Source organism: Enterobacter sp. 940_PEND (genome assembly GCF_001059415.1).
Lineage (GTDB): Bacteria > Pseudomonadota > Gammaproteobacteria > Enterobacterales > Enterobacteriaceae > Enterobacter > Enterobacter cloacae_M.
Genome location: NZ_JUMS01000043.1, coordinates 45,273 through 71,517 on the forward strand (window position 1 = coordinate 45,273; position 26,245 = coordinate 71,517).

At 55.0% G+C, this 26,245-nt stretch carries 22 protein-coding genes, 1 tRNA gene and 3 pseudogenes; 11 read left to right on the plus strand and 15 right to left on the minus strand.

Annotated elements, in window-relative coordinates:
• Positions 1-75 precede the first annotated feature (75 nt).
• Positions 76-693 carry a trimeric intracellular cation channel family protein gene (locus tag ADJ24_RS06365; RefSeq protein ID WP_023309885.1) on the plus strand — a complete coding sequence of 206 codons (618 nt, stop codon included), beginning with the start codon at positions 76-78 and terminating at the stop codon, positions 691-693.
• A gap of 2 nt (positions 694-695) precedes the next feature.
• Here ADJ24_RS06365 and ligB read toward each other — a convergent pair whose 3' ends face one another.
• On the minus strand, positions 696-2,366 hold the full coding sequence (gene ligB, locus ADJ24_RS06370; RefSeq protein WP_023309884.1) for an NAD-dependent DNA ligase LigB: 1,671 nt from the start codon (positions 2,364-2,366) through the stop codon (positions 696-698).
• A gap of 251 nt (positions 2,367-2,617) precedes the next feature.
• On the opposite strand from ligB, the gene gmk reads away from it, so the two are divergent.
• From gmk to recG, 5 genes are read left to right on the plus strand one after another with little or no spacing between them, the layout of a single operon-like run.
• Entirely contained in the window at positions 2,618-3,241 is a 624-nt protein-coding gene (gmk, locus tag ADJ24_RS06375) for a guanylate kinase (protein WP_010426438.1), read from the plus strand.
• A 54-nt stretch (positions 3,242-3,295) separates the two neighbouring features.
• On the plus strand, positions 3,296-3,571 hold the full coding sequence (rpoZ, locus tag ADJ24_RS06380) for a DNA-directed RNA polymerase subunit omega (RefSeq protein ID WP_000135058.1): 276 nt from the start codon (positions 3,296-3,298) through the stop codon (positions 3,569-3,571).
• A 19-nt stretch (positions 3,572-3,590) separates the two neighbouring features.
• Positions 3,591-5,705, plus strand: coding sequence for a bifunctional GTP diphosphokinase/guanosine-3',5'-bis pyrophosphate 3'-pyrophosphohydrolase (spoT, locus tag ADJ24_RS06385; protein WP_023309883.1), 2,115 nt, complete (start codon positions 3,591-3,593; stop codon positions 5,703-5,705).
• Positions 5,706-5,709: 4 nt separating this feature from the next.
• Positions 5,710-6,399: a tRNA (guanosine(18)-2'-O)-methyltransferase TrmH gene (trmH, locus tag ADJ24_RS06390; RefSeq protein WP_032667991.1), complete on the plus strand. Its 690-nt coding sequence runs from the start codon at positions 5,710-5,712 to the stop codon at positions 6,397-6,399.
• Positions 6,400-6,402: 3 nt separating this feature from the next.
• A complete protein-coding gene (gene recG, locus ADJ24_RS06395) occupies positions 6,403-8,484 on the plus strand; it encodes an ATP-dependent DNA helicase RecG (RefSeq protein ID WP_023309881.1) in 2,082 nt (693 codons plus the stop codon).
• A gap of 2 nt (positions 8,485-8,486) precedes the next feature.
• Here recG and gltS read toward each other — a convergent pair whose 3' ends face one another.
• Positions 8,487-9,689, minus strand: coding sequence for a sodium/glutamate symporter (gltS, locus tag ADJ24_RS06400; protein ID WP_023309880.1), 1,203 nt, complete (start codon positions 9,687-9,689; stop codon positions 8,487-8,489).
• Between the two features lie 225 nt (positions 9,690-9,914).
• On the opposite strand from gltS, the gene xanP reads away from it, so the two are divergent.
• Together xanP and ADJ24_RS06410 are read left to right on the plus strand one after the other, a co-directional pair.
• Entirely contained in the window at positions 9,915-11,306 is a 1,392-nt protein-coding gene (xanP, locus tag ADJ24_RS06405; protein WP_023309879.1) for a xanthine/proton symporter XanP, read from the plus strand.
• 119 nt (positions 11,307-11,425) lie between these two features.
• Entirely contained in the window at positions 11,426-13,114 is a 1,689-nt protein-coding gene (locus ADJ24_RS06410) for an AsmA family protein (RefSeq protein WP_023309878.1), read from the plus strand.
• Between the two features lie 157 nt (positions 13,115-13,271).
• Here ADJ24_RS06410 and yicI read toward each other — a convergent pair whose 3' ends face one another.
• Both yicI and ADJ24_RS06420 read right to left on the minus strand, forming a co-directional pair.
• Positions 13,272-15,590 (minus strand): alpha-xylosidase, encoded by a 2,319-nt coding sequence (yicI, locus tag ADJ24_RS06415; RefSeq protein WP_023309877.1) that lies wholly within the window; start codon positions 15,588-15,590, stop codon positions 13,272-13,274.
• Positions 15,591-15,602: 12 nt separating this feature from the next.
• Positions 15,603-16,994 (minus strand): glycoside-pentoside-hexuronide family transporter, encoded by a 1,392-nt coding sequence (locus ADJ24_RS06420; RefSeq protein ID WP_023309876.1) that lies wholly within the window; start codon positions 16,992-16,994, stop codon positions 15,603-15,605.
• Positions 16,995-17,281: 287 nt separating this feature from the next.
• On the opposite strand from ADJ24_RS06420, the gene ADJ24_RS06425 reads away from it, so the two are divergent.
• From ADJ24_RS06425 to ADJ24_RS06435, 3 genes and pseudogenes are all read left to right on the plus strand, one after another.
• Positions 17,282-17,376, plus strand: a tRNA-Sec gene (locus tag ADJ24_RS06425).
• 441 nt (positions 17,377-17,817) lie between these two features.
• Positions 17,818-18,167, plus strand: a pseudogene (locus ADJ24_RS06430) (type II toxin-antitoxin system RelE/ParE family toxin).
• Complete coding sequence (locus ADJ24_RS06435) at positions 18,164-18,463, plus strand: helix-turn-helix domain-containing protein (protein ID WP_023309874.1); 300 nt, start codon at positions 18,164-18,166, stop codon at positions 18,461-18,463. Before ADJ24_RS06430 ends, ADJ24_RS06435 begins: the two are co-directional and overlap by 4 nt.
• A gap of 29 nt (positions 18,464-18,492) precedes the next feature.
• Here the strand turns inward: ADJ24_RS06435 and ADJ24_RS06440 are convergent.
• From ADJ24_RS06440 to ADJ24_RS06485, 11 genes and pseudogenes are all read right to left on the minus strand, one after another.
• Positions 18,493-18,816 (minus strand): annotated as a pseudogene (locus tag ADJ24_RS06440) (GNAT family N-acetyltransferase); the annotation flags it as partial.
• 101 nt (positions 18,817-18,917) lie between these two features.
• Positions 18,918-19,322: a hypothetical protein gene (locus ADJ24_RS06445; protein WP_023309872.1), complete on the minus strand. Its 405-nt coding sequence runs from the start codon at positions 19,320-19,322 to the stop codon at positions 18,918-18,920.
• Positions 19,319-20,191, minus strand: coding sequence for a hypothetical protein (locus tag ADJ24_RS06450; RefSeq protein WP_023309871.1), 873 nt, complete (start codon positions 20,189-20,191; stop codon positions 19,319-19,321). Before ADJ24_RS06450 ends, ADJ24_RS06445 begins: the two co-directional genes overlap by 4 nt.
• Before the next feature lie 320 nt (positions 20,192-20,511).
• A complete protein-coding gene (locus ADJ24_RS06455) occupies positions 20,512-21,246 on the minus strand; it encodes a hypothetical protein (RefSeq protein ID WP_023309870.1) in 735 nt (244 codons plus the stop codon).
• Positions 21,231-21,650: a hypothetical protein gene (locus tag ADJ24_RS06460; RefSeq protein WP_023309869.1), complete on the minus strand. Its 420-nt coding sequence runs from the start codon at positions 21,648-21,650 to the stop codon at positions 21,231-21,233. The genes ADJ24_RS06455 and ADJ24_RS06460 overlap by 16 nt, the downstream gene beginning before the upstream one ends.
• A gap of 378 nt (positions 21,651-22,028) precedes the next feature.
• Positions 22,029-22,247 carry a hypothetical protein gene (locus ADJ24_RS06465; protein ID WP_023309868.1) on the minus strand — a complete coding sequence of 73 codons (219 nt, stop codon included), beginning with the start codon at positions 22,245-22,247 and terminating at the stop codon, positions 22,029-22,031.
• A 220-nt stretch (positions 22,248-22,467) separates the two neighbouring features.
• A pseudogene (locus ADJ24_RS25500) lies at positions 22,468-22,545 on the minus strand (GNAT family N-acetyltransferase); the annotation flags it as partial.
• A 70-nt stretch (positions 22,546-22,615) separates the two neighbouring features.
• The gene (locus tag ADJ24_RS06470; RefSeq protein ID WP_023309867.1) at positions 22,616-23,692 is read right to left on the minus strand and encodes a class I SAM-dependent methyltransferase; all 1,077 of its coding nucleotides are present in this window, start codon (positions 23,690-23,692) and stop codon (positions 22,616-22,618) included.
• 85 nt (positions 23,693-23,777) lie between these two features.
• Positions 23,778-24,716, minus strand: a complete 939-nt coding sequence (locus tag ADJ24_RS06475) for a GlxA family transcriptional regulator (protein ID WP_048702287.1) — start codon at positions 24,714-24,716, stop codon at positions 23,778-23,780.
• A 189-nt stretch (positions 24,717-24,905) separates the two neighbouring features.
• On the minus strand, positions 24,906-25,385 hold the full coding sequence (locus ADJ24_RS06480) for a hypothetical protein (RefSeq protein WP_023309865.1): 480 nt from the start codon (positions 25,383-25,385) through the stop codon (positions 24,906-24,908).
• 1 nt (position 25,386) lies between these two features.
• Complete coding sequence (locus ADJ24_RS06485) at positions 25,387-26,148, minus strand: winged helix-turn-helix domain-containing protein (RefSeq protein ID WP_032667989.1); 762 nt, start codon at positions 26,146-26,148, stop codon at positions 25,387-25,389.
• Positions 26,149-26,245 lie beyond the last annotated feature (97 nt).

Below are 26,245 nucleotides of genomic sequence, written 5' to 3' on the forward strand. Positions count from 1 at the left end.
ACTCACCTTAGAAAATCTCAATCGTGATCTTGCGCACAAATCGCTAACCTCCCCCACGTTCACACCGGAGGGTATATGCTGCTTCACATCCTTTATCTCATTGGCATCACCGCAGAAGCCATGACCGGCGCGCTTGCCGCCGGACGTCGCCGTATGGACACCTTCGGCGTGATCATTATTGCTACGGCGACCGCACTGGGCGGCGGTTCCGTGCGCGATATTCTGCTTGGCCATTACCCGCTCGGCTGGGTTAAACACCCTGAGTACGTGATTACTGTGGCGACGGCCGCCGTGTTAACCACCATAGTGGCGCCCGTTATGCCCCATCTTCGCCGCCTGTTTCTGGTGCTTGATGCGCTGGGGTTGATTGTCTTTTCGATCATCGGCGCGCAAATCGCGCTAGATATGGGGGAAGGACCGGTTATCGCCACCATCGCCGCCGTGGTCACGGGCGTATTCGGCGGTGTGCTGCGAGATATGTTCTGCAAACGCATCCCCCTGGTCTTTCAAAAAGAGCTGTATGCCGGCATCTCCTTTGCGGCAGCGGTGCTCTATATCGCTCTGCAGCATTACGTTTCAAACCATGACGTGGTGGTCATCTCAACGCTGCTGTTTGGCTTTACGGCCCGCATGCTGGCGCTGCGTCTGAAGCTCGGGCTGCCCGTTTTTCATTACAAACACAGCGCCCACTAGCTTCAGAACCCGTTGATGTGCTGTTCAGCGAGCCATTTCGCCAGCACATCTATCTGAGGGGCGTGAATCCAGTTAACGATTTGTCGCGCTTTCTCCTCTCCTGTTCCCGGCAGGGTCTGCCAGTCCTTTGCGTTGCGCCCGCTAATCTTCTGCCACGATATGTCTCCCATCGCCTTCAGCGAAGCCTGGGTCAATGGCACACCCATTGCCATGAGCCAGCGGATAAACGGCTTCTCGCGCACCAGATTAAATCGGTGCCAGAGCGCCAGCCCGCGTGCTGAGGAAAACCCCGGTGTAGCCTGCAGCTGCGCCTGCGTTAATAACAGCCATGAAAAGAGATGTTCAAAATGATGCGCCTGCCAGAGGGTTCGCCAGCCTGACTCGCCTACTCCTTCAATATCAAGTACCTGCTTTGAACTGAGCCAGGTCAGCCGGGCAAAGAACTGCTCCATACACTCCGGCGAAGCATAGAAACAGCTAAGAGCATGATAGCGTGAGGCCGGTGGCTCTGGTTTATGTCTGTCGGTCCCGCGCCAGAGCACCTTATCAAACCGGGGTATACCCTGCCCGGCCAGGCTGATTTGTATCTGATCCCCTGGAGCAATATCCAGATTCTGCCAGCGCCCAACCGAGCCCAGACTCACCCGCTGCACCTGTTTATCATCCAGTTGCACGGGCTCCAGCGCTGCTACAACGGAAATTTTGCCCGTGCGCCCCACGGAAAAATGAATATCACTCACTTCAGCGACCTGAGCTGCGGGAGGATATTTCCACGCGACAACCCAGTGGCCTTCTCCCGGTAACCACTCTTCGCCCGCAGGTTCATCCTCCGAACGCACCACAATGCCATCCGTGGCAAAGGGTAATGCGGTCACGTGCCAGGCCGCGCGCTGCTTCTCGACGGCATCGACAGATTCGGCGGGTAGCGTGTACCGTGCCGACAGCGTAAAACCGGCCTGAGACAGTTCAGCTAAAGAGGCACGCATATCTTTCGGTCCGTCCGGCCAGGCCCAGATGAATACGCCGATCTTGCTCAATAGCGAGTTATCCTTTTGCCGCATCATCGCCCCCGCTACCTTTGCGCGAGCGTTCATTCCGCCCATCTGCTGCTGAATATGGTTGTCACGCAACCAGAAAAGCTCGCCCTGTAAGACGCTATTCGCCAGCGCGCCGGTGATATTTTGCGGAACAGACGGGATTAAACGTACCTTCCCGGTCCAGTCTTCCCCTTTGAGGCCATCACCGCGACTGATAGCCTGGGTTAACTTTCCGTTGCGATAGACCAGCGTCACCGCCACACCGTCAACTTTCGGCTGCATCCACAGATGCTGTCGGGCACGCATCCACTGTCTCAACTCCTCTTTGCTGGCCACTTTATGTACGCCCGTATGGGCAACAGGATGTTTTACGCTTCCCACCAGCGCCGGGAGTTTCTCTTCTGAAGGCTCACTGCCAAAACAGCGCTGCCACTGCGTTAACCGCCCGTGAAGCTGGTCGTAAGCCTCGTCGCTGATCTCACTCACGCCCTGTTTCCAGTAAGCCTCATCCCAGCGTTTGATTTGCGCGCTTAACGACGCCATCTCTTTTTCTGCTTTTGCCTGCGACCACACCGGACACACCGCCGCGCCATAGCCACACCACAACAGCATTAACCCGCTTATCCATCGCCACATCGCTACCCCTCCTTTTCATTGCAGGAGGTATACCCGGATGCCTGAAACAACGCTAACGGCAACGTTTCACAATGCGAGACGCTATCCGGTGTTTCTTTTGGTTGTTGAAAACCACAGATAAAACCTGAAAACGGCACGCAAAATTCAATAATCCAGGGGAAAAAGTGTGACAAAGGCTACGTCACACGGCGGTGACGTGTATAATAAGCCCGTATGTAGGACTTCTTCGTTAACACATACAAAAGACTCTCATGGCTCAAGGCACGCTTTATATTGTTTCTGCCCCTAGTGGCGCGGGTAAATCCAGCCTTATTCAGGCACTGTTAAAAACCCAACCGTTGTACGACACACAGGTTTCTGTTTCTCACACCACGCGAGCGCCGCGTCCGGGTGAAGTGCACGGTGAACACTATTTCTTTGTGGATCACGACGAATTCAGAGCGATGATCGGCAGAGACGCGTTTCTTGAACACGCTGAAGTATTCGGTAATTACTACGGTACCTCGCGTGAAACCATTGAGCAGGTTCTGGCCACGGGCGTGAATGTGTTCCTGGATATCGACTGGCAGGGCGCACAGCAAATTCGCAAGAAAATGCCTGACTCGCGCAGTATCTTTATTTTACCGCCATCGAAAGATGAGCTGGATCGCCGCCTGCGTGGCCGCGGTCAGGACAGCGAAGAAGTGATCGCAAAGCGTATGGAACAGGCTGTTGCAGAAATGAGCCATTACGCGGAATATGATTACCTTATTGTGAACGATGATTTTGATGCCGCGCTGAGCGATCTCAAAACCATTCTTCGTGCAGAACGTCTGCGTATGAGCCGCCAGAAGCAGCGACATGACGCATTAATCACCAAACTGTTGGCAGACTGAACCCACTTTCAGTATCATGCCCAGTCATTTCTTCACCTGTGGAGCATTTTAAGTATGGCACGCGTAACTGTTCAGGACGCTGTAGAGAAAATTGGTAACCGTTTTGACCTGGTGCTGGTCGCCGCGCGTCGCGCTCGTCAGATGCAGGTAGGCGGTAAAGATCCGCTGGTACCGGAAGAAAACGATAAAACCACCGTTATTGCACTTCGCGAAATCGAAGAAGGTCTGATCAACAACCAGATCCTCGACGTGCGTGAGCGCCAGGAGCAGCAAGAGCAGGAAGCCGCAGAACTGCAGGCCGTAACCGCTATTGCTGAAGGTCGTCGTTAATTAAACCTGCGGGTCGCCCTTGTATCTGTTTGAAAGCCTGAATCAACTGATTCAAACCTACCTGCCTGAAGACCAGATTAAGCGTCTTCAGCAGGCGTATCTCGTTGCACGTGACGCTCACGAGGGCCAGACACGTTCAAGCGGTGAACCCTATATCACGCACCCGGTAGCGGTGGCCTGTATTCTGGCCGAGATGAAACTCGACTACGAAACGCTGATGGCCGCTCTGCTGCATGACGTGATCGAAGATACCCCTGCCACTTATCAGGACATGGAACAGCTGTTTGGCAAAAGCGTTGCCGAACTGGTGGAAGGGGTCTCTAAGCTTGATAAGCTGAATTTCCGCGACAAGAAAGAGGCGCAAGCCGAAAACTTCCGCAAGATGATTATGGCGATGGTGCAGGATATCCGCGTCATTCTCATCAAACTCGCTGACCGTACCCACAACATGCGCACGCTGGGCTCACTTCGCCCGGATAAACGTCGCCGCATTGCCCGTGAAACTCTCGAAATCTACAGTCCGCTGGCGCACCGTTTAGGTATTCACCACATTAAAACCGAGCTGGAAGAGCTGGGTTTTGAAGCGTTGTACCCGAACCGCTATCGCGTGATTAAAGAGGTGGTGAAAGCCGCACGCGGTAACCGTAAAGAGATGATTCAAAAAATCCTCTCGGAAATTGAAGGGCGCTTACAGGAAGCGGGAATCCCGTGCCGCGTCAGCGGTCGTGAAAAACATTTGTACTCCATCTACTGCAAAATGGTGCTCAAAGAGCAGCGTTTTCACTCGATCATGGATATCTACGCTTTCCGCGTGATCGTCCACGACTCGGACACCTGCTATCGCGTGCTGGGGCAGATGCACAGCCTCTACAAACCGCGTCCGGGGCGCATGAAAGATTACATCGCTATCCCAAAAGCGAACGGCTATCAATCTTTGCACACCTCGATGATCGGTCCGCACGGCGTGCCTGTTGAGGTGCAAATTCGCACCGAAGATATGGACCAGATGGCAGAGATGGGTGTTGCCGCACACTGGGCGTATAAAGAGCACGGTGGCGAAAGCAGCACGACCGCACAAATCCGCGCCCAGCGCTGGATGCAGAGCCTGCTGGAGCTTCAGCAGAGTGCGGGTAGCTCGTTCGAATTTATCGAGAGCGTTAAATCCGATCTCTTCCCGGATGAGATTTACGTTTTCACCCCAGAAGGCCGCATTGTCGAACTGCCTGCGGGCGCAACGCCGGTAGACTTCGCTTACGCCGTGCACACCGATATCGGGCATGCCTGCGTCGGCGCGCGCGTCGACAGACAGCCTTATCCGCTCTCTCAGCCGCTCTCCAGCGGCCAGACGGTAGAAATTATTACCGCGCCGGGCGCACGTCCGAACGCGGCCTGGCTGAACTTTGTCGTGAGCTCCAAAGCACGCGCCAAAATTCGCCAGCTGCTGAAAAATCTCAAGCGTGATGATTCCGTCAGCCTGGGGCGTCGTCTGCTCAACCACGCGTTGGGCGGCAGCCGTAAGCTGGCTGAAATTCCGCAGGAGAACGTCCAGCGCGAGCTGGAGCGCATGAAGCTCGCGTCGCTTGATGACCTGCTGGCCGAGATTGGCCTCGGCAACGCCATGAGCGTGGTGGTGGCGAAGAACCTGCAGCAAGGCGACACGACAGCGGTGCCTGCAACCACGCAAAGCCACGGACACCTGCCGATTAAAGGCGCGGATGGGGTGCTGATCACCTTCGCAAAATGCTGTCGTCCAATCCCTGGCGACCCGATTATTGCGCACGTCAGCCCGGGCAAAGGGCTGGTTATCCACCACGAATCCTGTCGTAACATTCGCGGCTACCAGAAAGAGGCCGAGAAGTTTATGGCGGTCGAGTGGGATAAAGAGACGGCGCAGGAATTTATCACCGAAATTAAGGTGGATATGTTCAACCATCAGGGTGCCCTGGCGAACCTGACGGCAGCGATCAACACGGCTTCTTCCAACATTCAAAGCCTGAATACGGAAGAAAAAGATGGCCGCGTGTACAGCGCCTTTATTCGTCTGACCGCCCGCGACCGCGTGCATCTGGCGAATATTATGCGCAAGATCCGCGTCATGCCGGACGTGATTAAAGTCACCCGAAACCGAAACTAGGTTTATGAATTCACAACGTTATGCACGTATCTGCGAAATGCTCGCCAGGCGTCAGCCTGACCTGACGGTCTGCATGGAGCAGGTGCACAAACCTCATAACGTCTCTGCTATCGTTCGTACCGCAGATGCCGTCGGTGTGCATGAAGTGCACGCCGTCTGGCCGGATGGCCGTATGCGCAATACGGTCTCGGCGGCGGCAGGCAGCAACAGCTGGGTGTCTGTCAAAAATCATCACACCATTGGCGAAGCCGTATCGCACCTGAAAGGGCGCGGGATGCAGATCCTTGCCACTAACCTGTCCGCTAAAGCCGTAGATTTCCGCGAGATCGACTACACCCGCCCGACCTGCATTTTGATGGGTCAGGAGAAAACCGGGATCTCCCGGGAAGCGCTGGATCTGGCGGATCGTGACATTATCATTCCGATGATCGGCATGGTGCAGTCTTTGAACGTCTCCGTGGCGTCCGCACTCATTCTGTATGAAGCGCAGCGTCAGCGTCAGAACGCCAGGATGTACGAGCGCAGCAACAGCATGCTGCCGGAAGATGAACAGCAGCGCCTGCTGTTTGAAGGTGGTTATCCGGTGCTGGCTCGCGTTGCGAAGCAGAAAAAATTGCCTTACCCCCACGTCAACGCGCAGGGCGAAATTGAAGCCGATGCCGAGTGGTGGGCCACCATGCAGTACGCCGGGTAAGCGATGAAAGGCCGCCTGCTGGATGCCATCCCGCTTAACAGCCTGACAGGCGTAGGCGCGGCGCAAAGCAATAAGCTGGCAAAAATTGGCCTGCACACCGTGCAGGATCTCCTGCTTCACCTCCCCCTGCGTTACGAAGACCGCACTCAGCTCTACAAGATTGGCGATCTCCTTCCCGCCATTTACGCCACCGTTGAAGGCGAAGTCCTGAACTGCAACATCACCTTCGGCGGACGCCGGATGATGACCTGCCAGATCAGCGACGGCACCGGCATTCTCACCATGCGTTTTTTCAACTTCAGCGCGGCGATGAAAAACAGCCTGGCGACGGGCCGCAGGGTGCTGGCCTATGGCGAAGCCAAACGCGGGAAATACGGCGCAGAGATGATCCACCCGGAGTACCGTGTGCAGGGCGATCTCAGCACGCCGGAAATGCAGGAGACGCTTACCCCGGTTTACCCGACGACCGAAGGCATCAAGCAGGCGACGCTGCGTAAGCTCACCGATCAGGCGCTGGAGCTGCTGGATACCTGCGCCATTACCGAGCTGCTGCCGCCCGAGCTGGCGCAGGGCATGATGAGCCTGCCCGAGGCGCTGCGAACCCTGCATCGACCGCCGCCAACGCTGCAGCTCAGCGATTTAGAAAGCGGCAAACACCCCGCCCAACAGCGTCTTATCCTTGAGGAATTACTGGCACATAACCTGAGCATGCTGGCGCTTCGCGCGGGCGCGCAGCGTTTCCACGCCCAGCCCTTAAGCCCTCGTGATGAGCTCAAAGATAAGCTGCTGGCCTCTCTGCCGTTTAAACCCACCGGCGCGCAGGCGCGCGTCACCGCCGAGATTGAACGCGATATGGCGCTCGACGTGCCGATGATGCGCCTGGTGCAGGGCGACGTGGGCTCCGGTAAAACGCTGGTTGCCGCGCTGGCGGCCCTGCGCGCGATTGCCCACGGTAAACAGGTGGCGCTAATGGCGCCGACCGAGCTGCTGGCTGAACAGCACGCCAACAATTTCCGCGCCTGGTTTGCGCCACTCGGGATTGAAGTGGGCTGGCTTGCCGGGAAGCAAAAAGGCAAAGCGCGCCTTGCGCAACAGGAGGCTATTGCCAGTGGGCAGGTGCAGATGATTGTCGGCACGCACGCTATCTTCCAGGAGCAGGTGCAGTTTAACGGTCTTGCGCTGGTGATCATCGACGAGCAGCACCGCTTCGGCGTGCATCAGCGTTTGGCATTATGGGAGAAAGGGCTGCAGCAGGGCTTCCACCCGCATCAGCTGATCATGACCGCCACGCCGATCCCGCGCACCCTGGCGATGACCGCCTACGCCGATCTGGATACCTCCACCATCGACGAACTGCCGCCGGGCCGTACGCCGGTCACCACGGTCGCCATTCCCGACACGCGCCGCAGCGATATCATTGACCGCGTGCGCAACGCCTGCACCCAGGAAGGGCGTCAGGCCTACTGGGTCTGTACGCTGATTGAAGAATCTGAACTGCTGGAAGCGCAGGCTGCCGAAGCCACGTGGGAAGAGCTTAAGCTGGCGCTGCCGGAGCTGAACGTGGGTCTGGTTCACGGACGCATGAAGCCCGCTGAAAAACAGGCGGTGATGCAGTCGTTCAAACAGGGTGATTTGCATTTGCTGATCGCCACCACGGTGATCGAAGTCGGCGTGGACGTCCCGAATTCCAGCCTGATGATCATCGAAAACCCGGAGCGTCTCGGCCTTGCCCAGCTCCACCAGCTGCGCGGGCGCGTCGGCCGTGGCGCGGTTGCGTCCCACTGCGTTCTGCTCTACAAAGCGCCTCTTTCCAAAACCGCCCAGATGCGTCTTCAGGTGCTGCGCGACAGCAACGACGGTTTTGTGATTGCGCAAAAAGACCTGGAGATCCGCGGCCCGGGCGAACTGCTGGGCACGCGTCAGACGGGGAACGCCGAGTTCAAAGTGGCGGATTTGCTGCGCGATCAGGCCATGATCCCAGAAGTTCAGCGCCTGGCTCGCCATATTCATGAACGCTACCCCGAACAGGCGGCAGCGTTAATTGAGCGCTGGATGCCGGAAACCGAGCGCTATTCCAACGCCTGATTTCAGGCAAACATCGGCAGCATCAGATACAGCTTAATCACCAGCGCGTTGACGATATCAATGAAGAATGCGCCAACCATCGGGACCACAAGAAACGCCATGTGCGATGGCCCGAACCGTTCTGTGATCGCCTGCATATTGGCGATAGCCGTTGGAGTGGCCCCCAGACCAAACCCGCAGTGACCCGCCGCCAGCACCGCCGCATCGTAGTTTTTGCCCATCATGCGCCAGGTCACGAACATGGCGTACAGCGCCATAAACAGCGCCTGTACCGCCAGAATCGCCACCATCGGTAGCGCCAGCGAAGCCAGTTCCCACAGCTTGAGGCTCATCAGCGCCATCGCCAGGAACAGCGACAGGCAGACGTTGCCGAGCACCGATACCGCCCGTTCAAACACGCGGTAGAAGCCCATCAGCGCCAGACCGTTGCTCAGGATCACCCCGATAAACAGCACGCAGACAAACGTCGGCAGTTCAAATGCGGAACCCGCCAGCCATTGCGCAACCACTTTGCCCACGGTCAGGCAGATGGCGATCGTCGCGATAGTTTCAATCAGCACCAGCGAGGTAATGCTGCGCCCGACGTCCGGCTTTTCGAACGCGGTCGGCACCAGCTCATCGTCAGGCCTGCCGTTCGGCGTGGTGGAGTGCTTAACCAGATACCGCGCCACCGGGCCGCCAATCAGGCCCCCCAGCACCAGGCCAAAGGTCGCGCAGGCCATCGCCACTTCCGTCGCGTTTTCAAACCCGTAGCGCTCGATGAACAGCTTGCTCCACGCGGCCCCGGTTCCGTGGCCGCCCGAAAGGGTAATCGACCCCGCCAGCAATCCCATCAGCGGATCCAGCCCCAGCAGCGTTGCCATGCCGATGCCAATGGCGTTTTGCATCAGCAGCAGCCCCACCACCACAATCAGGAATACGCCGAGCACCTTACCGCCCGAGCGCAGGCTCGCCAGGTTGGCGTTCAGGCCGATAGTGGCAAAGAAGGCCAGCATCAGCGGATCTTTCAGGGACATATCAAAATCGATTTCCCAGCCCATGCTTTTTTTCAGTATCAGCAGGGCCAGCGCCACCAGCAGGCCACCGGCGACAGGTTCAGGAATGGTGTATTTCTTCAGAAGGGAAACGCTATGTACCAACTTGCGACCAAGCAGAAGAACCAGCGTTGCGGCAACAAGGGTCGACAACGTATCGAGATGAATCATAAAAGGCTCCTGTAATGCGCGTGTTCCATACACACGCGGCGTTATCCTGGGCCGGGTTGCGCTCTTCATGAGCTCCCGGCGCAAAAAGTGTAATTTTTTTTCCCCACGCGTTGTAGAAAACCTGCTCACAGCAGCAGATTTTCTTCCCTTTTTTTGCTGGCAATCGTTTGCTTTTACCAGATGGTCAGATAAAATGCCCGCTTTTCCACCGTGGGATTGCCGCCGATGTCCGTTAACACCATAGAGTCGCCTGATGCGCAACCGATTGCGCAGAAGCAAAATAGCGAACTGATTTACCGCCTTGAAGACCGCCCGCCGCTGCCGCAAACGCTTTTCGCCGCCTGCCAGCATCTTCTGGCAATGTTTGTTGCGGTGATCACCCCGGCGCTGCTGATTTGCCAGGCGCTCGGTTTACCGGCGCAGGACACGCAGCACATTATCAGCATGTCTCTCTTCGCCTCCGGCGTGGCCTCGATTATTCAAATTAAAGCGTGGGGTCCGGTGGGGTCGGGATTATTGTCGATTCAGGGCACCAGCTTTAACTTCGTGGCACCGCTGATCATGGGCGGTACGGCGCTGAAAACCGGCGGTGCGGATGTTCCGACCATGATGGCGGCGCTGTTCGGCACGCTGATGCTGGCCAGCTGTACGGAGATGGTGATCTCCCGCGTTCTGCATCTGGCTCGCCGCGTCATCACCCCGCTGGTTTCCGGCGTGGTCGTGATGATTATCGGCCTGTCGCTGATCCAGGTGGGCCTGACGTCCATCGGCGGCGGCTATGCCGCAATGAGCGACCACACCTTCGGCGCGCCGAAAAACCTGCTGCTGGCGGGTGTCGTGCTGGCGATCATTATTCTGCTTAACCGTCAGCGTAACCCTTACCTGCGCGTCGCCTCGCTGGTGATCGCCATGGCGGCGGGCTACCTGCTGGCGTGGGCGCTGGGCATGCTGCCGGAGAACACCGCGCCGACCAACAGCGCGCTGATCGTCGTTCCTACGCCGCTGTACTACGGACTGGGCATTGACTGGGGCCTGCTCCTGCCGCTGATGCTGGTCTTTATGATCACCTCTCTGGAGACCATCGGTGATATCACCGCCACCTCCGACGTCTCCGAGCAGCCGGTGTCCGGCCCGCTGTACATGAAGCGCCTCAAAGGCGGCGTGCTGGCGAACGGCCTGAACTCGTTTGTCTCTGCGGTATTCAACACCTTCCCGAACTCCTGCTTCGGTCAGAACAACGGCGTGATCCAGCTGACCGGCGTTGCCAGCCGCTACGTCGGTTTTGTGGTGGCGCTGATGCTGATCGTCCTCGGCCTGTTCCCGGCGGTAAGCGGCTTTGTGCAGCATATCCCTGAGCCTGTGCTGGGCGGCGCAACGCTGGTGATGTTCGGCACTATCGCGGCCTCCGGCGTGCGTATCGTCTCCCGCGAGCCGCTGAACCGCCGCGCGATCATGATTATCGCGCTGTCGCTGGCCGTTGGCCTGGGCGTGTCCCAGCAGCCGCTGATCCTGCAGTTTGCGCCTGACTGGGTGAAAAACCTGCTCTCTTCCGGCATTGCCGCGGGCGGTATCACCGCTATCGTTCTGAACCTCGTTTTCCCGCCTGAAAAGAACTGATCATCTTCACGGCAGGTAGTCAATGCCTGCCGTGACATCTAATTACACCATTCCCGCCTTGAGGATTGCGCATAAATCGTGCATAACTCCCTTATGTGCGTTTTGCGGGATGGAAGACCATGAAATTTATTGGAAAGCTACTCGTCTATCTTTTGGTAGCCCTGCTCATTGTGATGCTGGCGCTCTATATTCTGCTCCAGACCCGCTGGGGCGCGTCTCAGGTCAGCAGCTGGGTGACGGTGAATACCGACTACGAACTCAGTTTCGACAAGATGAATCACCGCTTTTCGTCGCCTTCCCACATCATTCTGGAAAACGTCACCTTCGGTCGGGACGGTAAACCCGCCACGCTGGTTGCCAAAAAAGTCGATATCGGCCTGAGCAGCCGCCAGATAACCGATCCGCTGCATATGGACACCATCACCCTGTTCGACGGCACGCTGAATCTCTCGCCTCAAACGGCACCGCTGCCGTTCCAGGCGGATCGCCTGCAGCTGAACAACATGGCCTTTAACAGCCCGAATACCGAATGGGACCTGAGCGCGCAGAAGGTCACGGGCGGCGTCAGCCCGTGGCAGCCGGAAGCGGGCAACGTGCTGGGGAACAACGCGCAGATCCAGATGAGCGCGGGCTCGCTGACCCTGAACGGCGTACCGGCAACCAACGTGCTGATCGAGGGCCAGCTTAACGGCAGGGAAGTGGTGCTGAAAACGATTGGCGCCGATATGGCCCGTGGCTCGCTTACCGGCTCCGCCCTGCGCAACGCCGACGGGAGCTGGATTATCGACACGATGCGCCTGAATGAGATCCGCCTGCAGAGCGATAAAACGCTAATGGCGTTCTTTGCGCCGCTGGCCTCCATCCCTTCTCTGCAAATTGGTCGTCTGGACGTGACCGACGCCCGGCTTCAGGGCCCGGACTGGGCGGTGACCGATCTCGATTTAAGCCTGCGCAACCTGACTCTCAGCAAAGGCGACTGGCAGAGCCAGGAAGGCCGCCTGTCCATGAACGCCAGCGAGTTTATCTACGGCTCCCTGCATCTGTTTGACCCGATCCTGAATGCGGAGTTTTCCCCGCAGGGCATGGCGCTGCGTCAGTTCACCTCCCGCTGGGAAGGCGGCATGGTGCGCACGTCCGGTAACTGGCTGCGCGGCGGTAAAGCGCTGGTGCTGGACGATGTTGCCATCGCCGGGCTGGAGTACACCCTGCCGCAGAACTGGAAAACGCTTTGGATGGAGCCCCTGCCGGAATGGCTGAACAGCGTCACGCTGCAAAAATTCGGCCTGAGCCGTAACCTGGTGATCGACATCGATCCTGCCTTCCCGTGGCAGATCACCTCTCTGGATGGCTATGGCGCAAACCTGCAGCTGGTGAAAGATCGCCAGTGGGGCGTCTGGGGCGGCAGCGCGACCCTGAACGGCGCGGCGGCGACCTTTAACCGCGTCGACGTGCGTCGTCCATCGCTGGCGCTGAATGCGAACGCCGCCACGGTTAACATTACCGACCTGAGCGCCTTTACCGAGAAAGGTATTCTTGAAGCAACGGCGACGGTTTCACAGCTTCCGCAGCGGCAGACTACGGTGAGCCTGAACGGGCGCGGCGTGCCGCTCAACGTGCTGCAGCAGTGGGGCTGGCCTGCGCTGCCGATTGCAGGCGACGGCAATATTCAGCTCACCGCCAGCGGTAGCGTGCAGGCGAATGCCCCACTTAAGCCAACGGTGAACGGCAAGCTGAACGCGGTGAATATGGATAAACAGCAGGTACAGCAGACGATGACGGGCGGAGTGGTTTCAACACCGGTGCAATAAACAAGCCGGGTGGCGCAAGGTAAATGCAAAACGGCAACCCTGTTGCCGTTTTTGATGTTTGTTCACTCTCCCTGTGGGAGAGGGTCAGGGTGAGGGCACCAGACCGCATAATTATCGTAGGCCCGGTAAGCGAAGCGCCACCGGGCATTTTTCCAGCTCAGAAGTGAACCACCACCTCATTTCCCTCCGCTTTCACCACCACACCCCACTCGCTGCCCTCGTGTGAACCGCCCTTCACGCCGTTCACCTTCTGCACGTTGCGCAAGCACACCGACCAGTTTTGTGCGTATCCCGCACCGGTAAAGGTCACGATGTCGCCCCGACGTGACGCCTTCAGCGTAAACGCCACGGAGCCGTCCGCCGCAGGCACTTGGCTCACCGCCGTTGCGCCGTCGTCCAGGTTAAACAGCTGGAAGGCCGTCCCCTCATTCCACGCGTAGTCCGGCTTCTGGTTGTTGTTACCCAGCGCCAGCAGCGTATTGTCGCGCACGTAGACCGGCAGGCTCATGAAATCGTGCTGCTGCTTATGCCAGCGGCTGCCCTGAATTTCGTCGTTGTGCCACAGGTGCGTCCAGCGTCCTTCCGGCAGGTAGAACTGCACGTCGCCCGCCTCGGAGAACACCGGCGCGACCATCACCGAATCCCCCAGCATGTACTGGCGGTCGAGGTAATCGCACGCCGGATCGTCCGGGAACTCCAGCATCATCGCCCGCAGCATCGGCGTGCCAAACTCGCGCGCCAGCGCCGCCTGACGATACAGATACGGCATCAGCTGACACTTCAGCTGCGTGAAGTGGCGCACCACGTCGCAGGACTCGTCATCGTACGCCCACGGCACGCGGTAGGATTTGCTGCCGTGCAGGCGGCTGTGGCTGGAGAACAGCCCGAACGCGCACCAGCGTTTGTAGACGTGCGCCGGGGCGGTGTTTTCGAACCCGCCGATATCGTGGCTCCAGAACCCGAACCCGGACAGGCCAATCGACAGCCCGCCGCGCAGGCTTTCGGCCATCGATTCATAGTTGGCGTAGCAGTCGCCGCCCCAGTGCACCGGGAACTGCTGTGCACCGACGGACGCGGAGCGGGCAAACAGCACCGCCTCTTTCTCCCCCACAGTCTCTTTCAGCACGTTCCACACCAGCTCGTTATAGATGTAGGCATAGTGGTTGTGCATCTTCTGCGGATCGGACCCGTCGAACCACTGCACGTCCGTCGGGATACGCTCGCCGAAGTCGGTCTTGAAGCAGTCGACGCCGATCTTCACCAGACCTTTCAGCTTGTCGGCATACCACCGGCACGCCTCCGGGTTGGTGAAGTCATAAATCGCCAGCCCCGGCTGCCATTTGTCCCACTGCCACAGGGAGCCGTCCGGGCGCCTGAGCAGGTAGCCCTTCTCTTTCAGCTCCCGGAAGATCGGGGATTTCTGGCCGATGTACGGGTTAATCCACACGCAGACCTTCAGCCCTTTCTCCTTCAGGCGGCGGATCATCCCTTCCGGATCCGGGAAGGTCACCGGGTCCCACTCGAAGTCGCACCACTGGAAGGCCTTCATCCAGAAACAGTCGAAGTGGAAAACGTGCAGCGGCAGGTCGCGCTCGGCCATGCCGTCGATAAAGCTGTTTACCGTCGCTTCGTCGTAGTTAGTGGTGAACGAGGTGGTGAGCCACAGGCCGAACGACCACGCAGGCGGCAGCGCCGGGCGGCCGGTGAAGCGGGCATAGCGGTTCAGCACCTCTTTCGGCGTCGGACCGTCGATCACAAAGTACTCGAGATATTCTCCTTCCACGCTGAACTGCACTTTGGAGACTTTTTCGGAGCCGACTTCAAACGAGACGTTCTCGGGGTGATTCACCAGCACGCCGTAGCTGCGGTTGGTCAGGTAGAACGGGATGTTTTTGTAGGACTGCTCGGTGCTGGTGCCGCCGTCGCGGTTCCAGGTTTCGACCGTCTGACCGTTGCGCACCAGCGCGGTAAAGCGCTCGCCCAGACCGTAGACCGTTTCCCCCACGCCCAGATCCAGACGTTCGAATACGTAATTGCGGTCGGCGTTGGTATCCTGCACGTAGCCGTTGTTTTTCAGCTGGCTGCCGGTAATGCGCTGGCCGTTGCGCAGGAAATCCAGCGCCCAGAACTCGCCTTTGGTGACGCGCACGCTGACGTTGCCGCTTTTCAGCTCGGCAAAATCGGCGTTGTTTTCAATCTCTACCTTCACGTTTTTCAGAACGTTCAGAGGATAGTGCGGGCCGTTATTCAGCGCGCCCTGGAAGTGCTCGATGCGCACCCCGACAATCCCTTCCTGCGGGGTAAACAGGCGCACCGTGAACATCAACGTGTCGAGCTGCCAGGTGCGCTCGCGCACGTCGCGCGGCGCCACATACACCACAAGGTCGTTGCCCTGCTGCTCCACGTCGAACACCTGTGCCGGATACGTCACGTTCAGGCCCGGTTGAATAAGCCAGTTTCCATCACTGATTTTCATACTCTCGTCCTCTTAGTTCTGTAATTCTTTGCTGACCGGCAGGTTTTCAAACTCCTTCTGATTACGGCGCGCGCCCTGCGCCAGCTCGCCCAGGATTTTGGTCAGGAAAGGGGTTTTCAGCGTGTAGTAGCGTTTAGCGATGATGGCGCTCAGCACGTAGCAGACCGCCGGGGCCAGGGTAAACAGGCCGATAATGATGCTGATGGTCGCGCTGTTCTGAGTTTTGGCTGCCGCGTCGTAGCCGCCGCCTGCCAGCATCCAGCCGATCATCGCTCCGCCCAGCGCCAGGCCGAGCTTCAGCACGAACAGCGTGCCCGCAAAGCTGATGCCGGTCAGGCGTTTGCCGTTAGTCCATTCGCCGTAGTCGACGGTATCGGACATCATCACCCACTGAATCGGCGTCACCAACTGGTGCAATACGCCAATGACGAAGATAAAGGCGAACATCAGCACGGTGGAGTGCATCGGCACGAAGAACATCGCCACGCTGACCACCGCCAGCGCGGCGTTGGTCCACCAGAAGATGCTGACCTTGCACTTCCAGTCGGTGAGGGGTTTCGCCAGCGCGGAGCCGATCAGGTTGCCGACGCAGTAGGTGGTGAGGAAGGCGACGAACACCTCCGGCGAGCCCATGATCCAGGTGCAGTAGTACATCATCGCGCCGCCGCGCACGCAGACGGCGAGGATGTTGAGGATGGTGAGCACCCCGACGATGCGCCACTGATCGTTGTGCCAGATGTCGCGCAGGTCTTCCCGCATGGAGGTGGTGCTCGGCGGCACCTGAATGCGCTCTTTGGTGGTAAAGAAGCAGAACGCCAGCATCAGGAACGCGACCACCGACAGCACGGCGATCCCGCCCTGGAAGCCGAACGCCTTATCGTCGCCGCCAATGAGGTTCACCAGCGGCATCATCAGCACCGTGGAGAGCATGCCGCCCGCCGTCGCCAGCACGAAGCGCCAGGACTGAAGGGAGATACGCTGCGTCGGGTCGTTGGTGATCACACCGCCCAGCGCGCAGTAGGGAATGTTGACCACGGTATAGAGCAGGGTCAGCAGGGTGTAGGTAACGGCGGCGTAAACCATTTTGCCGTTGAGGCTGAGGTCCGGCGTGGTGTAGGCCAGCACGCAGACGATGCCGAACGGGATGGCGCCGAACAAAATCCACGGACGGAACTTGCCCCAGCGGCTGCGGGTGCGGTCGGCAATTAGCCCCATGCACGGGTCGGAGATCGCATCCAGCGCGCGCGCCAGCAGGAACATGGTGCCAACAAACCCGGCGGGAATGCCGAAAATATCGGTGTAGAAAAACATCATGTACAACATGACGTTATCAAAAATGATGTGGCTGGCGGCGTCTCCCATGCCGTAGCCGATCTTCTCTTTTACTGACAATACTTCGCTCATCTTTTTTATCCTTCACGCTGTAGGGGGCGCTGAGACCGGTTACAGAGTTTTAAACCATTGTTTCAGGAGCGGGTATTGCGTTTTCTGGTTAGCAGATTACGTTTCTTGTTTTTTGTGATCGCGGTAAATGTTGGAAGCACGAGGGGCTAACATGAGGATTTTCTTAGGAATTAACTGAAACAAGGGGGTACAGGTCAAAAGAGAGGTGAAAAAAGTGTGTCGGGGTATGTGGTAAATGCCTGAAAGTAGCTATAATGCGCCCCGCCTCCATGTAGCAATGCAGGCGCGGAAGATCGTCATCTCCGGTGAGGTGGCTGGACTTCAAATCCAGTTGGGGACGCCAGCGTTCCCGGGCAGGTTCGACTCCTGTGATCTTCCGCCAAAAATGCCATCCGCTTTAATAAAAACTTTATTAATAAATAAATTCCCACACTCCAGTCACCTTATGTGAACATGATCACTTATTCATTTAAATTCTGTAAGGTAAAGATGTTCGAACTATTAATGGGCATCTCATGAAAAATTTTTCTGGTCGCAAAGTTGATTAACATTCAACTATCCGGTTATCCCGGATAGTTCACTAGTTAGGAAAACACCAATTTTCAGAGAGATAGATCGCTATAATCTCGAAAGAATACACGTCAACATGAATAGAAAAAACGCTGGAAAGCGCCTCGCAATTTCTTAACTGCACGATCCCGTTTGATACCTCAACTTTGTCATACTCTTGCCACTAACAGCCTGGCTATCGATGACAGCCATTGCATTTATTAACTACAGCTTATATTCTTTTTATAAGCTACAGCTTATCATGGACGAAAGTATGTGGACGATTCTGTTCGGAAAGGTATTCGAGCAATGGCTGCTTGAACAGGACGAAGGATTACAGGATAAGGTACTGGCAGACCTGCTAAATCTGCAAAAATATGGACCACGTCTTCCACGGACCTATGCTGATACAGTTAAAGGCTCACGGTATAACCATATGAAAGAATTACGTATTCAATATGCTGGACGTCCGATACGTGCTTTCTTCGCATTTGATCCTGTCCGTCAGGCCATTGTGCTTTGCGCGGGCGATAAGAGTAACGACAAAGCCTTTTATGAAAAATGATTCGCATCGCAGATGCCGAATTTTCCTTCCATCTGACAAGCCTGGAGGCAACCAAGTGAAAACCTTAAATGAAGTGATTGCGTCACGTTCACCGGAAAGCCAACAACGTATTAAAGAGATGGCAGATGAAATGATCCTCGAGACGGGTCTGCAACTTTTACGTGAAGAGCTGAGACTTTCGCAAAAAAATGTTGCCGACCTGATGGGGGTGAGTCAGCCCGCAGTAACACAGCTAGAGCAACGTGGAAATGAACTCAAAATTGCCACGCTTAAGCGCTACATTGAGGCAATGGGGGGGAAACTTCATATCGACATTGAACTTCCCACAGGAAAACGCGTTGCATTTCATATCTAAAAAGTATGATTTCTGCGTTAAGTTAATATTCATTCACCCATCCGCATATGTAGTAGCGGAAACGGATTCCCCTGCCCGTCCAGTTCCGAGCGTCCGACCTGCTCAAACCCCATATGGCGATAAAACGCGACGCGCTGCGGGTTCTGCTCATTCACGTCCACCTCATTCGCGCCGAACACTTCGATGGCGAGTTGCAGCAGCAATTTCCCAACCCCCTTCCCGCGACTCGCGTCATCAACAAACAGCATTTCAATGCGGTTTTCATCCACGCCTAAAAAGCCGTGAATAACGCCTGCGTCATCGCGAGCGATCACGACCTTGAGGTTAGGCAGATAGGCGTTGAGCAATAAGGGAGTTTGGTGGTGACGAGGCTGGGTTATGGTGGTTAAAAGCAACCTGCTTCCGTATATTTAAATATGCTGATCTTAATCATTTATACAGAAGCAGGTCCACTTTAATCTTCGGCGATTTCCTTTTTTTTCTCCTCCAGATCATTTTTGTCCAGAGCTTTTATGTATTTGGTAACTGCCTCAACATACATCAGATCCTTCTGAGCTTTAGAAAGTCCGGTTTTTTCAATAAAGCTCAAGGTTTGTGTCATGTCCTCACTCAATATCTTACCTGTAAAGCCCTCTATTACGGTTTTGCTATGGACGAGTAAGTATCCAATTAAAGAGAAAAAGAACTTCGTACTTTTACCGTTTGTTGCTCTTAGAAGCTCAAACAATACCGGATAAGCATCAAAACCTAACCAGATAATTAATCCTAAAACTACCCCTACAGCACTTCTTATAGGGTAATTAAAGAACATTATGTCTAATGCTCTATTTGCTAGTTTAGTTGCATCATCATTATTCATTGATAAACACCCTCAATTCCTCCCACCGGAACACGGCGTTCCTCAATGACTGTTGCTTTAAATATCTTTCTTTTACTACCGCCAGAGCCGTTTAGGTCCAGGTTCTCTTTATTTTTCTCAATAAATATCAATAACTGAATAGCTTCAGATTTATTTTTACCAAAATAACCCATTTCAACTCTGTAGGTTAATATCTTTTCCTTAATCAACAGAGCGAAATATAAGAAGGCTGGAACTAAACTAATGAGCTTAAGGTCTGGAAAGTAAAAATATGCGCAACCTGCAGAGAAAGCAGTACTGAATATAGCTATGTTTTTAGCCATAAACAGTTCTTGCCTTTTTGAAACTAAGAATAATTGTGTTACTGTCTGGTTTTTTAGTTTGTCATTGTCTTTGGCTTCTTTTTCAGAAATAGAGTCTAATGAATCACCACTAGCCCTGAGGATTTTATTTATTTCTTCATTGTCAATGACAATACCTTGCTTTCCATATTTGTGCACTAGAGATAAAAGCACATCCCTTCTCTCCTTATTTATTTCCTTACCCAAGGTTTCATCATGAATTATTTTAGTTAACTCACGTTCAACCTTGCTCATCAATATGATTTTATGACCCTTTTTCACCTTTCGAGAGGTGTAAAGAATATCGAAATTCATATCAACTTCTTCTTTCAAATTTTCCGTCTTCTTGATTGATGCTCTTTGAAAAACCGAAGCAAAAAATGATCCCAAAATGTAACACAGCCCGAAAGCCAAGGGTGAATTTTGATATTTATCCGGGAAAAATATCATCATAAGGCCAACTACTACGATTGCGACAGCCAATGCCGTTAAGATTTTTTTACTTGTAGATGATTTAGGTTTTTTCATAGTTAATCCCAATAAAAACGGCAGAAGTCTGCCGTTTGTCCATCAATGTCGGTCAAATGACATTTCTTCTGCTTTTTAAGAACCAGCGCACCAGCTACCTGCTGCGCAACCCTAGACTTACCGGAGCCATCTTTGGTACCGCCAATCACAATGATCTTAGCAATTTTTATTTCCTTGTTATACGAAATAATAATTATGTGAAAACAAATTGTTTTGTTATGTGCATATTAGGCTAATGCTGAGCGGCCACGGTGTAAAGGCCATTTTATAGGCAAAGCGCTGAATATTGGGAAATAAAAAGCCCGCCGAAGCGGGTTTCTTTAAGCTGAAATGATTAATACCAAGTAATAGCATTGCTGAATGTTCGGATTGAAGGGATATTGCTGCCACTTGCCCAACGATGAGGGGTGTAGTTTCCCGATGTCCCAAGGTATGAAGCCATTTACTCCTCTGGCGCCTTCCCCTAGCTCTTCGACATACTCATGCTTAGCTGCGTTGTAGATATCAACTCGGCCAGCAACATTGCGAACTGTATTTGCCCACAGGGCTGCCCCATAGACTGTTTGAGTGTTATCGCAGATGAGATGTTTGTGGACTTCCGTCAGATGACGATAAATCTGACCCGCCAAACCAGCACCTGCTCGTTCGGGAGTAACATAAGCACCTCGGATTTGCTTACCCTCTGCTGGTTTCCCGTTTGGGTCTAAGAAAGAGAAGTTGTCATAAGCAAATCGAGCAATCACTTCAGATTTGCCCTCGTCCTCCATCTCCAGAGACAGGATGTGATCAACGATCTCACTGTCCTCCAACCCGTCGTTGTCACGCAAGTCGTCGATGTGGCTGGCAATGAACTCAGCATCGGTGAAGGAAACTTCTTCTACTACCGCGATGTGATCATAATCGGCGCTATCGTAGGTTGTTTCCGTTAAGCGCAGGATGACGACGTCGTCAGGCAGAATGAAACATGATGTGTGAGAAATAAAACTCCCGCCAGGGAAAGACGGGAGTTGGGAAAGATCTTTGGCGTAATTGTCGCCGATTAGAGAAGGTGCCATTCCTTTTTGCAATCCTGATTTTTAGCTTCACGGCGGTTAACGTGAGCAGAAAAATGCTTCTCCATGAAATCTGCAACGGATGTTTCAATCATTACAATAACATCGTCGTTTAAGGACAGGTTTGGATATTGCTTTTCAGGCTTCACGGTAAAGCGTAGGTTCTCACCACGAATGGCGATCTCCGCAAATGGCTTAACAACAGTCGTGTCCACTGCTCGCTTGAGGTCGCTTTTCAGAGTAACGATGAAGTGCTGCGAATCCTTCTGGGTACGGTTCAGCATCCTACGCACTTCAACAGTGTCAGGAAACATTGAACGAGGCTCAAAACTCGCGATTACACTCGTATTATCACGAATGGTCTGAATCGAGCGCTGGTTCTTCGTTTTAGCTTGTGCGTGTAACATATACCCACCTTAGCCCGGACACCCATGTGTCTCATGGCAATTGCTCCACCCATGTGGAACCTATCAAGTCAGTTGACGCCATCGTCAGCTGTCTATTAAATCTACATAATAGAACAGTAATATGCAACCACAAAACCGCGAAAAGCCTTTTGCGCAAAGGGAAAATAGCGTCTCTGGTGTATGCCGAGACGCCACTGTGACAACGTGACTTAGCGGGGTCTTTTCTCCCTATGGCACAATGTAGCACCTTGAACGTTGTGGAAAAGGAGCCCACGTTTTGTTTCCTGCGTTAGCTGATCGTTATGGCTTACGTAAATAGGGTTTGCCGCATCGCAGAACAGCACCACTGTGGCTGGTGGCTCAATCACGCATTCAATCTCAACGCGTAGCATCATCCGAGCGTCGGACAGCATTGATAATGTCATTCTTCACATCCAGTGTGTATTGCAGGCGCTTGTTGTCTTCGCGCTCTGCTTTAATTTCCATTGGCCGGCGAGCAGCCCGACCACCGAGGTAATAGGCACCAGCAAGCACCATGAAGACGACCGCAGCCGTCAACAGGTACTGCCTGGCCTTAATATAAAGGCCAAGAAGCATTACGCGATCCCCTTCTTGTGTTTGCGGACCTGAGACCTGGCGATGAATAATGCAATTGCTACCGTGGCAACACCGAACACGATGCGGATGGTATCGCCACTGGAGATATTGTCCTGTGCCTTATCCATTGCATGTGTGATCTGCGGCGCTACATCCACCAGCTGCGCGACACCAATACCGGCAGTAATCGTTGCGCCAGCAGATTCCTTAGTGACTGGAATGGGCGCAGCGCCGCAATATCGCTTTCCTGTAAAAAGTGATGGGTGGCGCGAACAGAGGATTCCCAGATCGCGACCAGACGTTCGAAGTGTGTGGGGTGTGCGGTTTAGATTTTCATGGGTGGATCATGATTGGAAGACCGAACTATTTCAAGCCACGCTTTGCGGTCTGTTCCCCCCCTCACCCTCTCCCTCAGGGAGAGGGAACTGACCGTGCGGTTTTTCATCCCCTACCCTAATCTCCATCACCGCGTACACCCCATCCTTCGGCACCACCACGGTGACGTTTTCCACCGGCACGCCCGCCGCGAGGTGGATATCCTGCAGCTGCTGTAACGACCTCGGGTAAATATCCTCCCAGCCGATCCCCCGCAGCACAAAGTCAATTTGCGGGCTACTGGTCAGCATGTTCGACACAATCACCGCCCCGCCGGGCTTGACCAGCCGCAGCGCGCGCTGGAGAAAAATCACCGCGTCGGTATCGTTGAAGTATTCGAAAATCCCCAGCGCGTCGACCAGTTCGGCCTGCTGCTCGCCCAGCTCCAGCAGCAGGTCCTCGTTACGCACCAGCGTATGGAGCAGGTTGCGCCTGAGCAGGGTCAGCTGTTCGCCCACCACAATCCCTTCCTGCGCCGCCATGGTTTCGGCCCAGCTGAGCGCCACCGGGTCTTTGTCCACCAGCGTGAGATAGACCTGCTGGCCGTCGAGCTTTGCTTCGCGCAGCGCCTCCAGCACCGGGATGGCGGCACCGCTCGCGAGGCTGACCCAGTTGTTCTCGCTCTCATTATGAATGTACTTATCCACCAGCGCGGCCAGCACTCTGGCGCGGGAGCGCACGCCAATCGCATCGTTAGCGTGGATAAACCACTGGCGGCTGTCGCTGTCCATTTTCGTGCCGTCGGGCAGGCGATCTTCCAGCGGGTTTTGCACCACAAACAGCGCCAGCGCGGAGGGCACCAGCCGGGTGCGCCACGCGGTGAGCGCCGGGCGGTTGCGGAAGGCCTGTTCGGAATAGCGGTTCTGGGGAACCAGCACGGCTTGCCCCCCTTCGTCGTATTCCACCCTCGGGGGCCGGAGCGCTGGCTCGGCTTTCAGGGCGCGGTCAAGGGAGGCGATCTCGCGGGCAGCGTCGTCTTTCATCGGCCACTGGTCGCTGACGTCGGGAAATGACGCGCTGAAAATCGTCATATTTTCCGGTGCATCGCCGCGAAAAGGCTGCCAGTTCATGTCGTCTTCCCTCCGTTAGGCTTTTAACGGAAGTCTATCCAGGCGAGCCAGTAATACCCTACGAAGAAAGCACGAAATAGGTGCATCAGTTCTGCGACGTGCGCCATACCCCCGGCGTGCAGCCGTACTCGGTCTGAAAATGACGAATAAAGTGGGCGCAGTCGCTAAACCGCATCCGTCGCGCAATATCCGTAACGCTTTGCTGAGAGTTTTTCAGCAGCCAGCAGGCATAGCGCAGCCTGGCGCTGCGAATAAATTCCCGCGCCGTTTTGCCAAACTCGGCGTGAAACAGGCGGTTAAGCTGGCGCTCGCTCAGCTTAACGTCCTGCGCGAGCCTGGCGGCGTTCAGCGGGTGAGTCAGATACTGTTCGACGATCGTCACCGCCCTGCGCAGCCGTGAATCAGGGATCATGGCGATATTCGCGGGCCGCGGCGTGGCGGCGTCATGCGGAGGAAGGGACAGCCGCCGGGAGGTGGTGGCCGCAATGTCGTCTCCCCCGTGGGCTCGGATAAGCGCCGTTACCAGGGTGAGCGTTGAGATCCCGCCCGGGCAGGTCAGCAAATCGCCTTCGTCGATAAAATCGAGGCCTTGCTCAGCATAAACCTGCGGAAAGCGTTGCGTGAAAACGTCATGGTGATGAGGATGAATCGAGGCGCGGCGCTCGTTCAGTAGGCCTTCCTCCGCCAGAATAAAGCTGCCGGTACCAATACCTATCAGGGGAACGTTGTTGTGATAAGCATCCGTGAGAAACGCTCTGTCGCCACGGTGTCCCTGGTGAAGATGCTCCAGACCCCCGCCGATCGCCGCAATATAGTCGAAGTCACCGGGCGGCGCATGGGCGGCCTCCGGCCGCAAGCTGAGCCCTGAGCTGCTCGCTACCGGTAAGTCGGGATAAGTGCTTATATGACTGAGTTTAAAGCGTATTTTCTGGCTACGCTTCTGGACGCTGGATGCAATGCGTAACGCCTCTATTAATCCTGAATATGCGAAAAGCGAGAAATGGGGCCACAGGAGTAAACCCATATGCAGGGATTTATTCCGTGCAGGCGTCATTCTGACGCTATCATCAATTATATTTTTCATTAACTTGCCGAAGAATAATTACATTATCGCAACATTATTGTTGCTGTTATATTTTCCTAAGATAGGTCCTGGCTGTTAAATCAAGCATAAATGATGCCCGCAAAAACTTAAAAACATTTCTCCCTGTCGCTATCCGTTTTTTGACGTGTGGCACACATAGGTCGGCAGCGTCCCCAGAATAAATAAATAATTCTCATTCTGCTGTTTCTTAATACGCATATAAATATTCTTATTCGGATAGATAAAAAATAAGGGCTCGTACTTCTCCAGCCAGCTGTCGCTGATGTTGTCGTCCGGAAATTTCATATTGCGTATGGATGTCAGATTATAGACGCTGTCTTTGCGCTCAATCTGAAAGAAAACTTTGCGATTCAGGGTCTTCGTGGGATCGCTTTTCAACCGGCCATTCATGCTGAGTATTCCGCTGTTACCCTCCACGGTGTAATTCAGCCACAGAGAGAGCGTCTCATCACGGTGATGCTGAATAAAGTTCGCCTGACAGGAAAAGGGCTGAATGTAATGGCGATGCCAGAGGTAATACGCCGCCACGACAGCCCCCATCAGCAGGCACAGGCAGAGCGCAACAAGCGTTTGACGGTAGCGAACCATACTAGCGATCCTCTATAAAATAATCGGACATACAGCGGTTGGGTTCCGTCATCGGCCTGTCACAGCGAATGACCGACGCGCGAGGCAGCAGGATGTATCCGCTGACGTACACCCAGGGATAGTTCGCGCACTGGTCCTTAAACGGGGCGGCATAGGCCAGGGCTTTATCCCGGTCGCGCTGCGTTTCAATATCGCGAGAAAAATAGAGCTGGCAATCGCCCATCTTCATCGCGAAGCGGTACCCGTCGACGAAATAGCTGTCATGCAGCAGGTTATGGCTGATAACGCTCACGCCAGCCAGCATCAGCAATAGCACCAGCGCGCCCGGCAGCCAGAAGCGGCGCGTCGAGTCGGTCGGGGCGACGGTCTCTTCGCAGAGATCCGGAGCAGCACGTTCTTCCTCATCAGCCTGCGGCTGCGTCTCTTTAACGGTGATTTGCGTATCGCTTGCGAGCGTCAGTCCAATCCGCGGGATAGTGACAATCGGATCGGTTTCAAACCCCACTTTCTTCAACCCCTTACGCAGAATAGAAATATTCTGGTAGTAGGTATTAGGCGAAACCAGCATCCCCCGGCGCTGCCAGACAATATCCATGCACTCCTGTTGAGTCACAATACTTCCGACTCTTTCTATTAATAACAACAAACAGCGCCCCGCCGGGGAATTTAATACCACCACCCGGTCAGGATTGTTGAGATCGCGTAATGTGCTGGCCGCTGGATGAAACTCTACCAGGCCATTAATAATGTAATGCTTATGCATAGAATGGGCTAAATACCTCCGGTCAACGCCTGTTGCTCCAGTAGATTCCCTTCACGGTTAACATGCGTATCCCTCGCCTGTGTAAGGATTAATGTGA

Excerpts from the sequence above, each read along its gene's own strand:
- rpoZ (WP_000135058.1), top strand. The coding sequence starts at position 3,296 with ATGGCACGCGTAACTGTTCAGGACGCTGTAGAGAAAATTGGTAACCGT.
- ADJ24_RS06450 (WP_023309871.1), bottom strand. The coding sequence starts at position 20,191 with ATGAAAAAACCTAAATCATCTACAAGTAAAAAAATCTTAACGGCATTG.
- ADJ24_RS06420 (WP_023309876.1), bottom strand. The coding sequence starts at position 16,994 with ATGAGCGAAGTATTGTCAGTAAAAGAGAAGATCGGCTACGGCATGGGA.
- ADJ24_RS06470 (WP_023309867.1), bottom strand. The coding sequence starts at position 23,692 with ATGAACTGGCAGCCTTTTCGCGGCGATGCACCGGAAAATATGACGATT.
- gltS (WP_023309880.1), bottom strand. The coding sequence starts at position 9,689 with ATGATTCATCTCGATACGTTGTCGACCCTTGTTGCCGCAACGCTGGTT.
- xanP (WP_023309879.1), top strand. The coding sequence starts at position 9,915 with ATGTCCGTTAACACCATAGAGTCGCCTGATGCGCAACCGATTGCGCAG.
- ADJ24_RS06445 (WP_023309872.1), bottom strand. The coding sequence starts at position 19,322 with ATGAATAATGATGATGCAACTAAACTAGCAAATAGAGCATTAGACATA.
- ADJ24_RS06480 (WP_023309865.1), bottom strand. The coding sequence starts at position 25,385 with ATGGTTCGCTACCGTCAAACGCTTGTTGCGCTCTGCCTGTGCCTGCTG.
- ADJ24_RS06475 (WP_048702287.1), bottom strand. The coding sequence starts at position 24,716 with ATGGGTTTACTCCTGTGGCCCCATTTCTCGCTTTTCGCATATTCAGGA.
- yicI (WP_023309877.1), bottom strand. The coding sequence starts at position 15,590 with ATGAAAATCAGTGATGGAAACTGGCTTATTCAACCGGGCCTGAACGTG.
- ADJ24_RS06485 (WP_032667989.1), bottom strand. The coding sequence starts at position 26,148 with ATGCATAAGCATTACATTATTAATGGCCTGGTAGAGTTTCATCCAGCG.
- trmH (WP_032667991.1), top strand. The coding sequence starts at position 5,710 with ATGAATTCACAACGTTATGCACGTATCTGCGAAATGCTCGCCAGGCGT.
- gmk (WP_010426438.1), top strand. The coding sequence starts at position 2,618 with ATGGCTCAAGGCACGCTTTATATTGTTTCTGCCCCTAGTGGCGCGGGT.
- ADJ24_RS06455 (WP_023309870.1), bottom strand. The coding sequence starts at position 21,246 with ATGGCACCTTCTCTAATCGGCGACAATTACGCCAAAGATCTTTCCCAA.
- ligB (WP_023309884.1), bottom strand. The coding sequence starts at position 2,366 with ATGTGGCGATGGATAAGCGGGTTAATGCTGTTGTGGTGTGGCTATGGC.
- ADJ24_RS06465 (WP_023309868.1), bottom strand. The coding sequence starts at position 22,247 with ATGCTTCTTGGCCTTTATATTAAGGCCAGGCAGTACCTGTTGACGGCT.
- ADJ24_RS06365 (WP_023309885.1), top strand. The coding sequence starts at position 76 with ATGCTGCTTCACATCCTTTATCTCATTGGCATCACCGCAGAAGCCATG.
- ADJ24_RS06460 (WP_023309869.1), bottom strand. The coding sequence starts at position 21,650 with ATGTTACACGCACAAGCTAAAACGAAGAACCAGCGCTCGATTCAGACC.
- recG (WP_023309881.1), top strand. The coding sequence starts at position 6,403 with ATGAAAGGCCGCCTGCTGGATGCCATCCCGCTTAACAGCCTGACAGGC.
- ADJ24_RS06410 (WP_023309878.1), top strand. The coding sequence starts at position 11,426 with ATGAAATTTATTGGAAAGCTACTCGTCTATCTTTTGGTAGCCCTGCTC.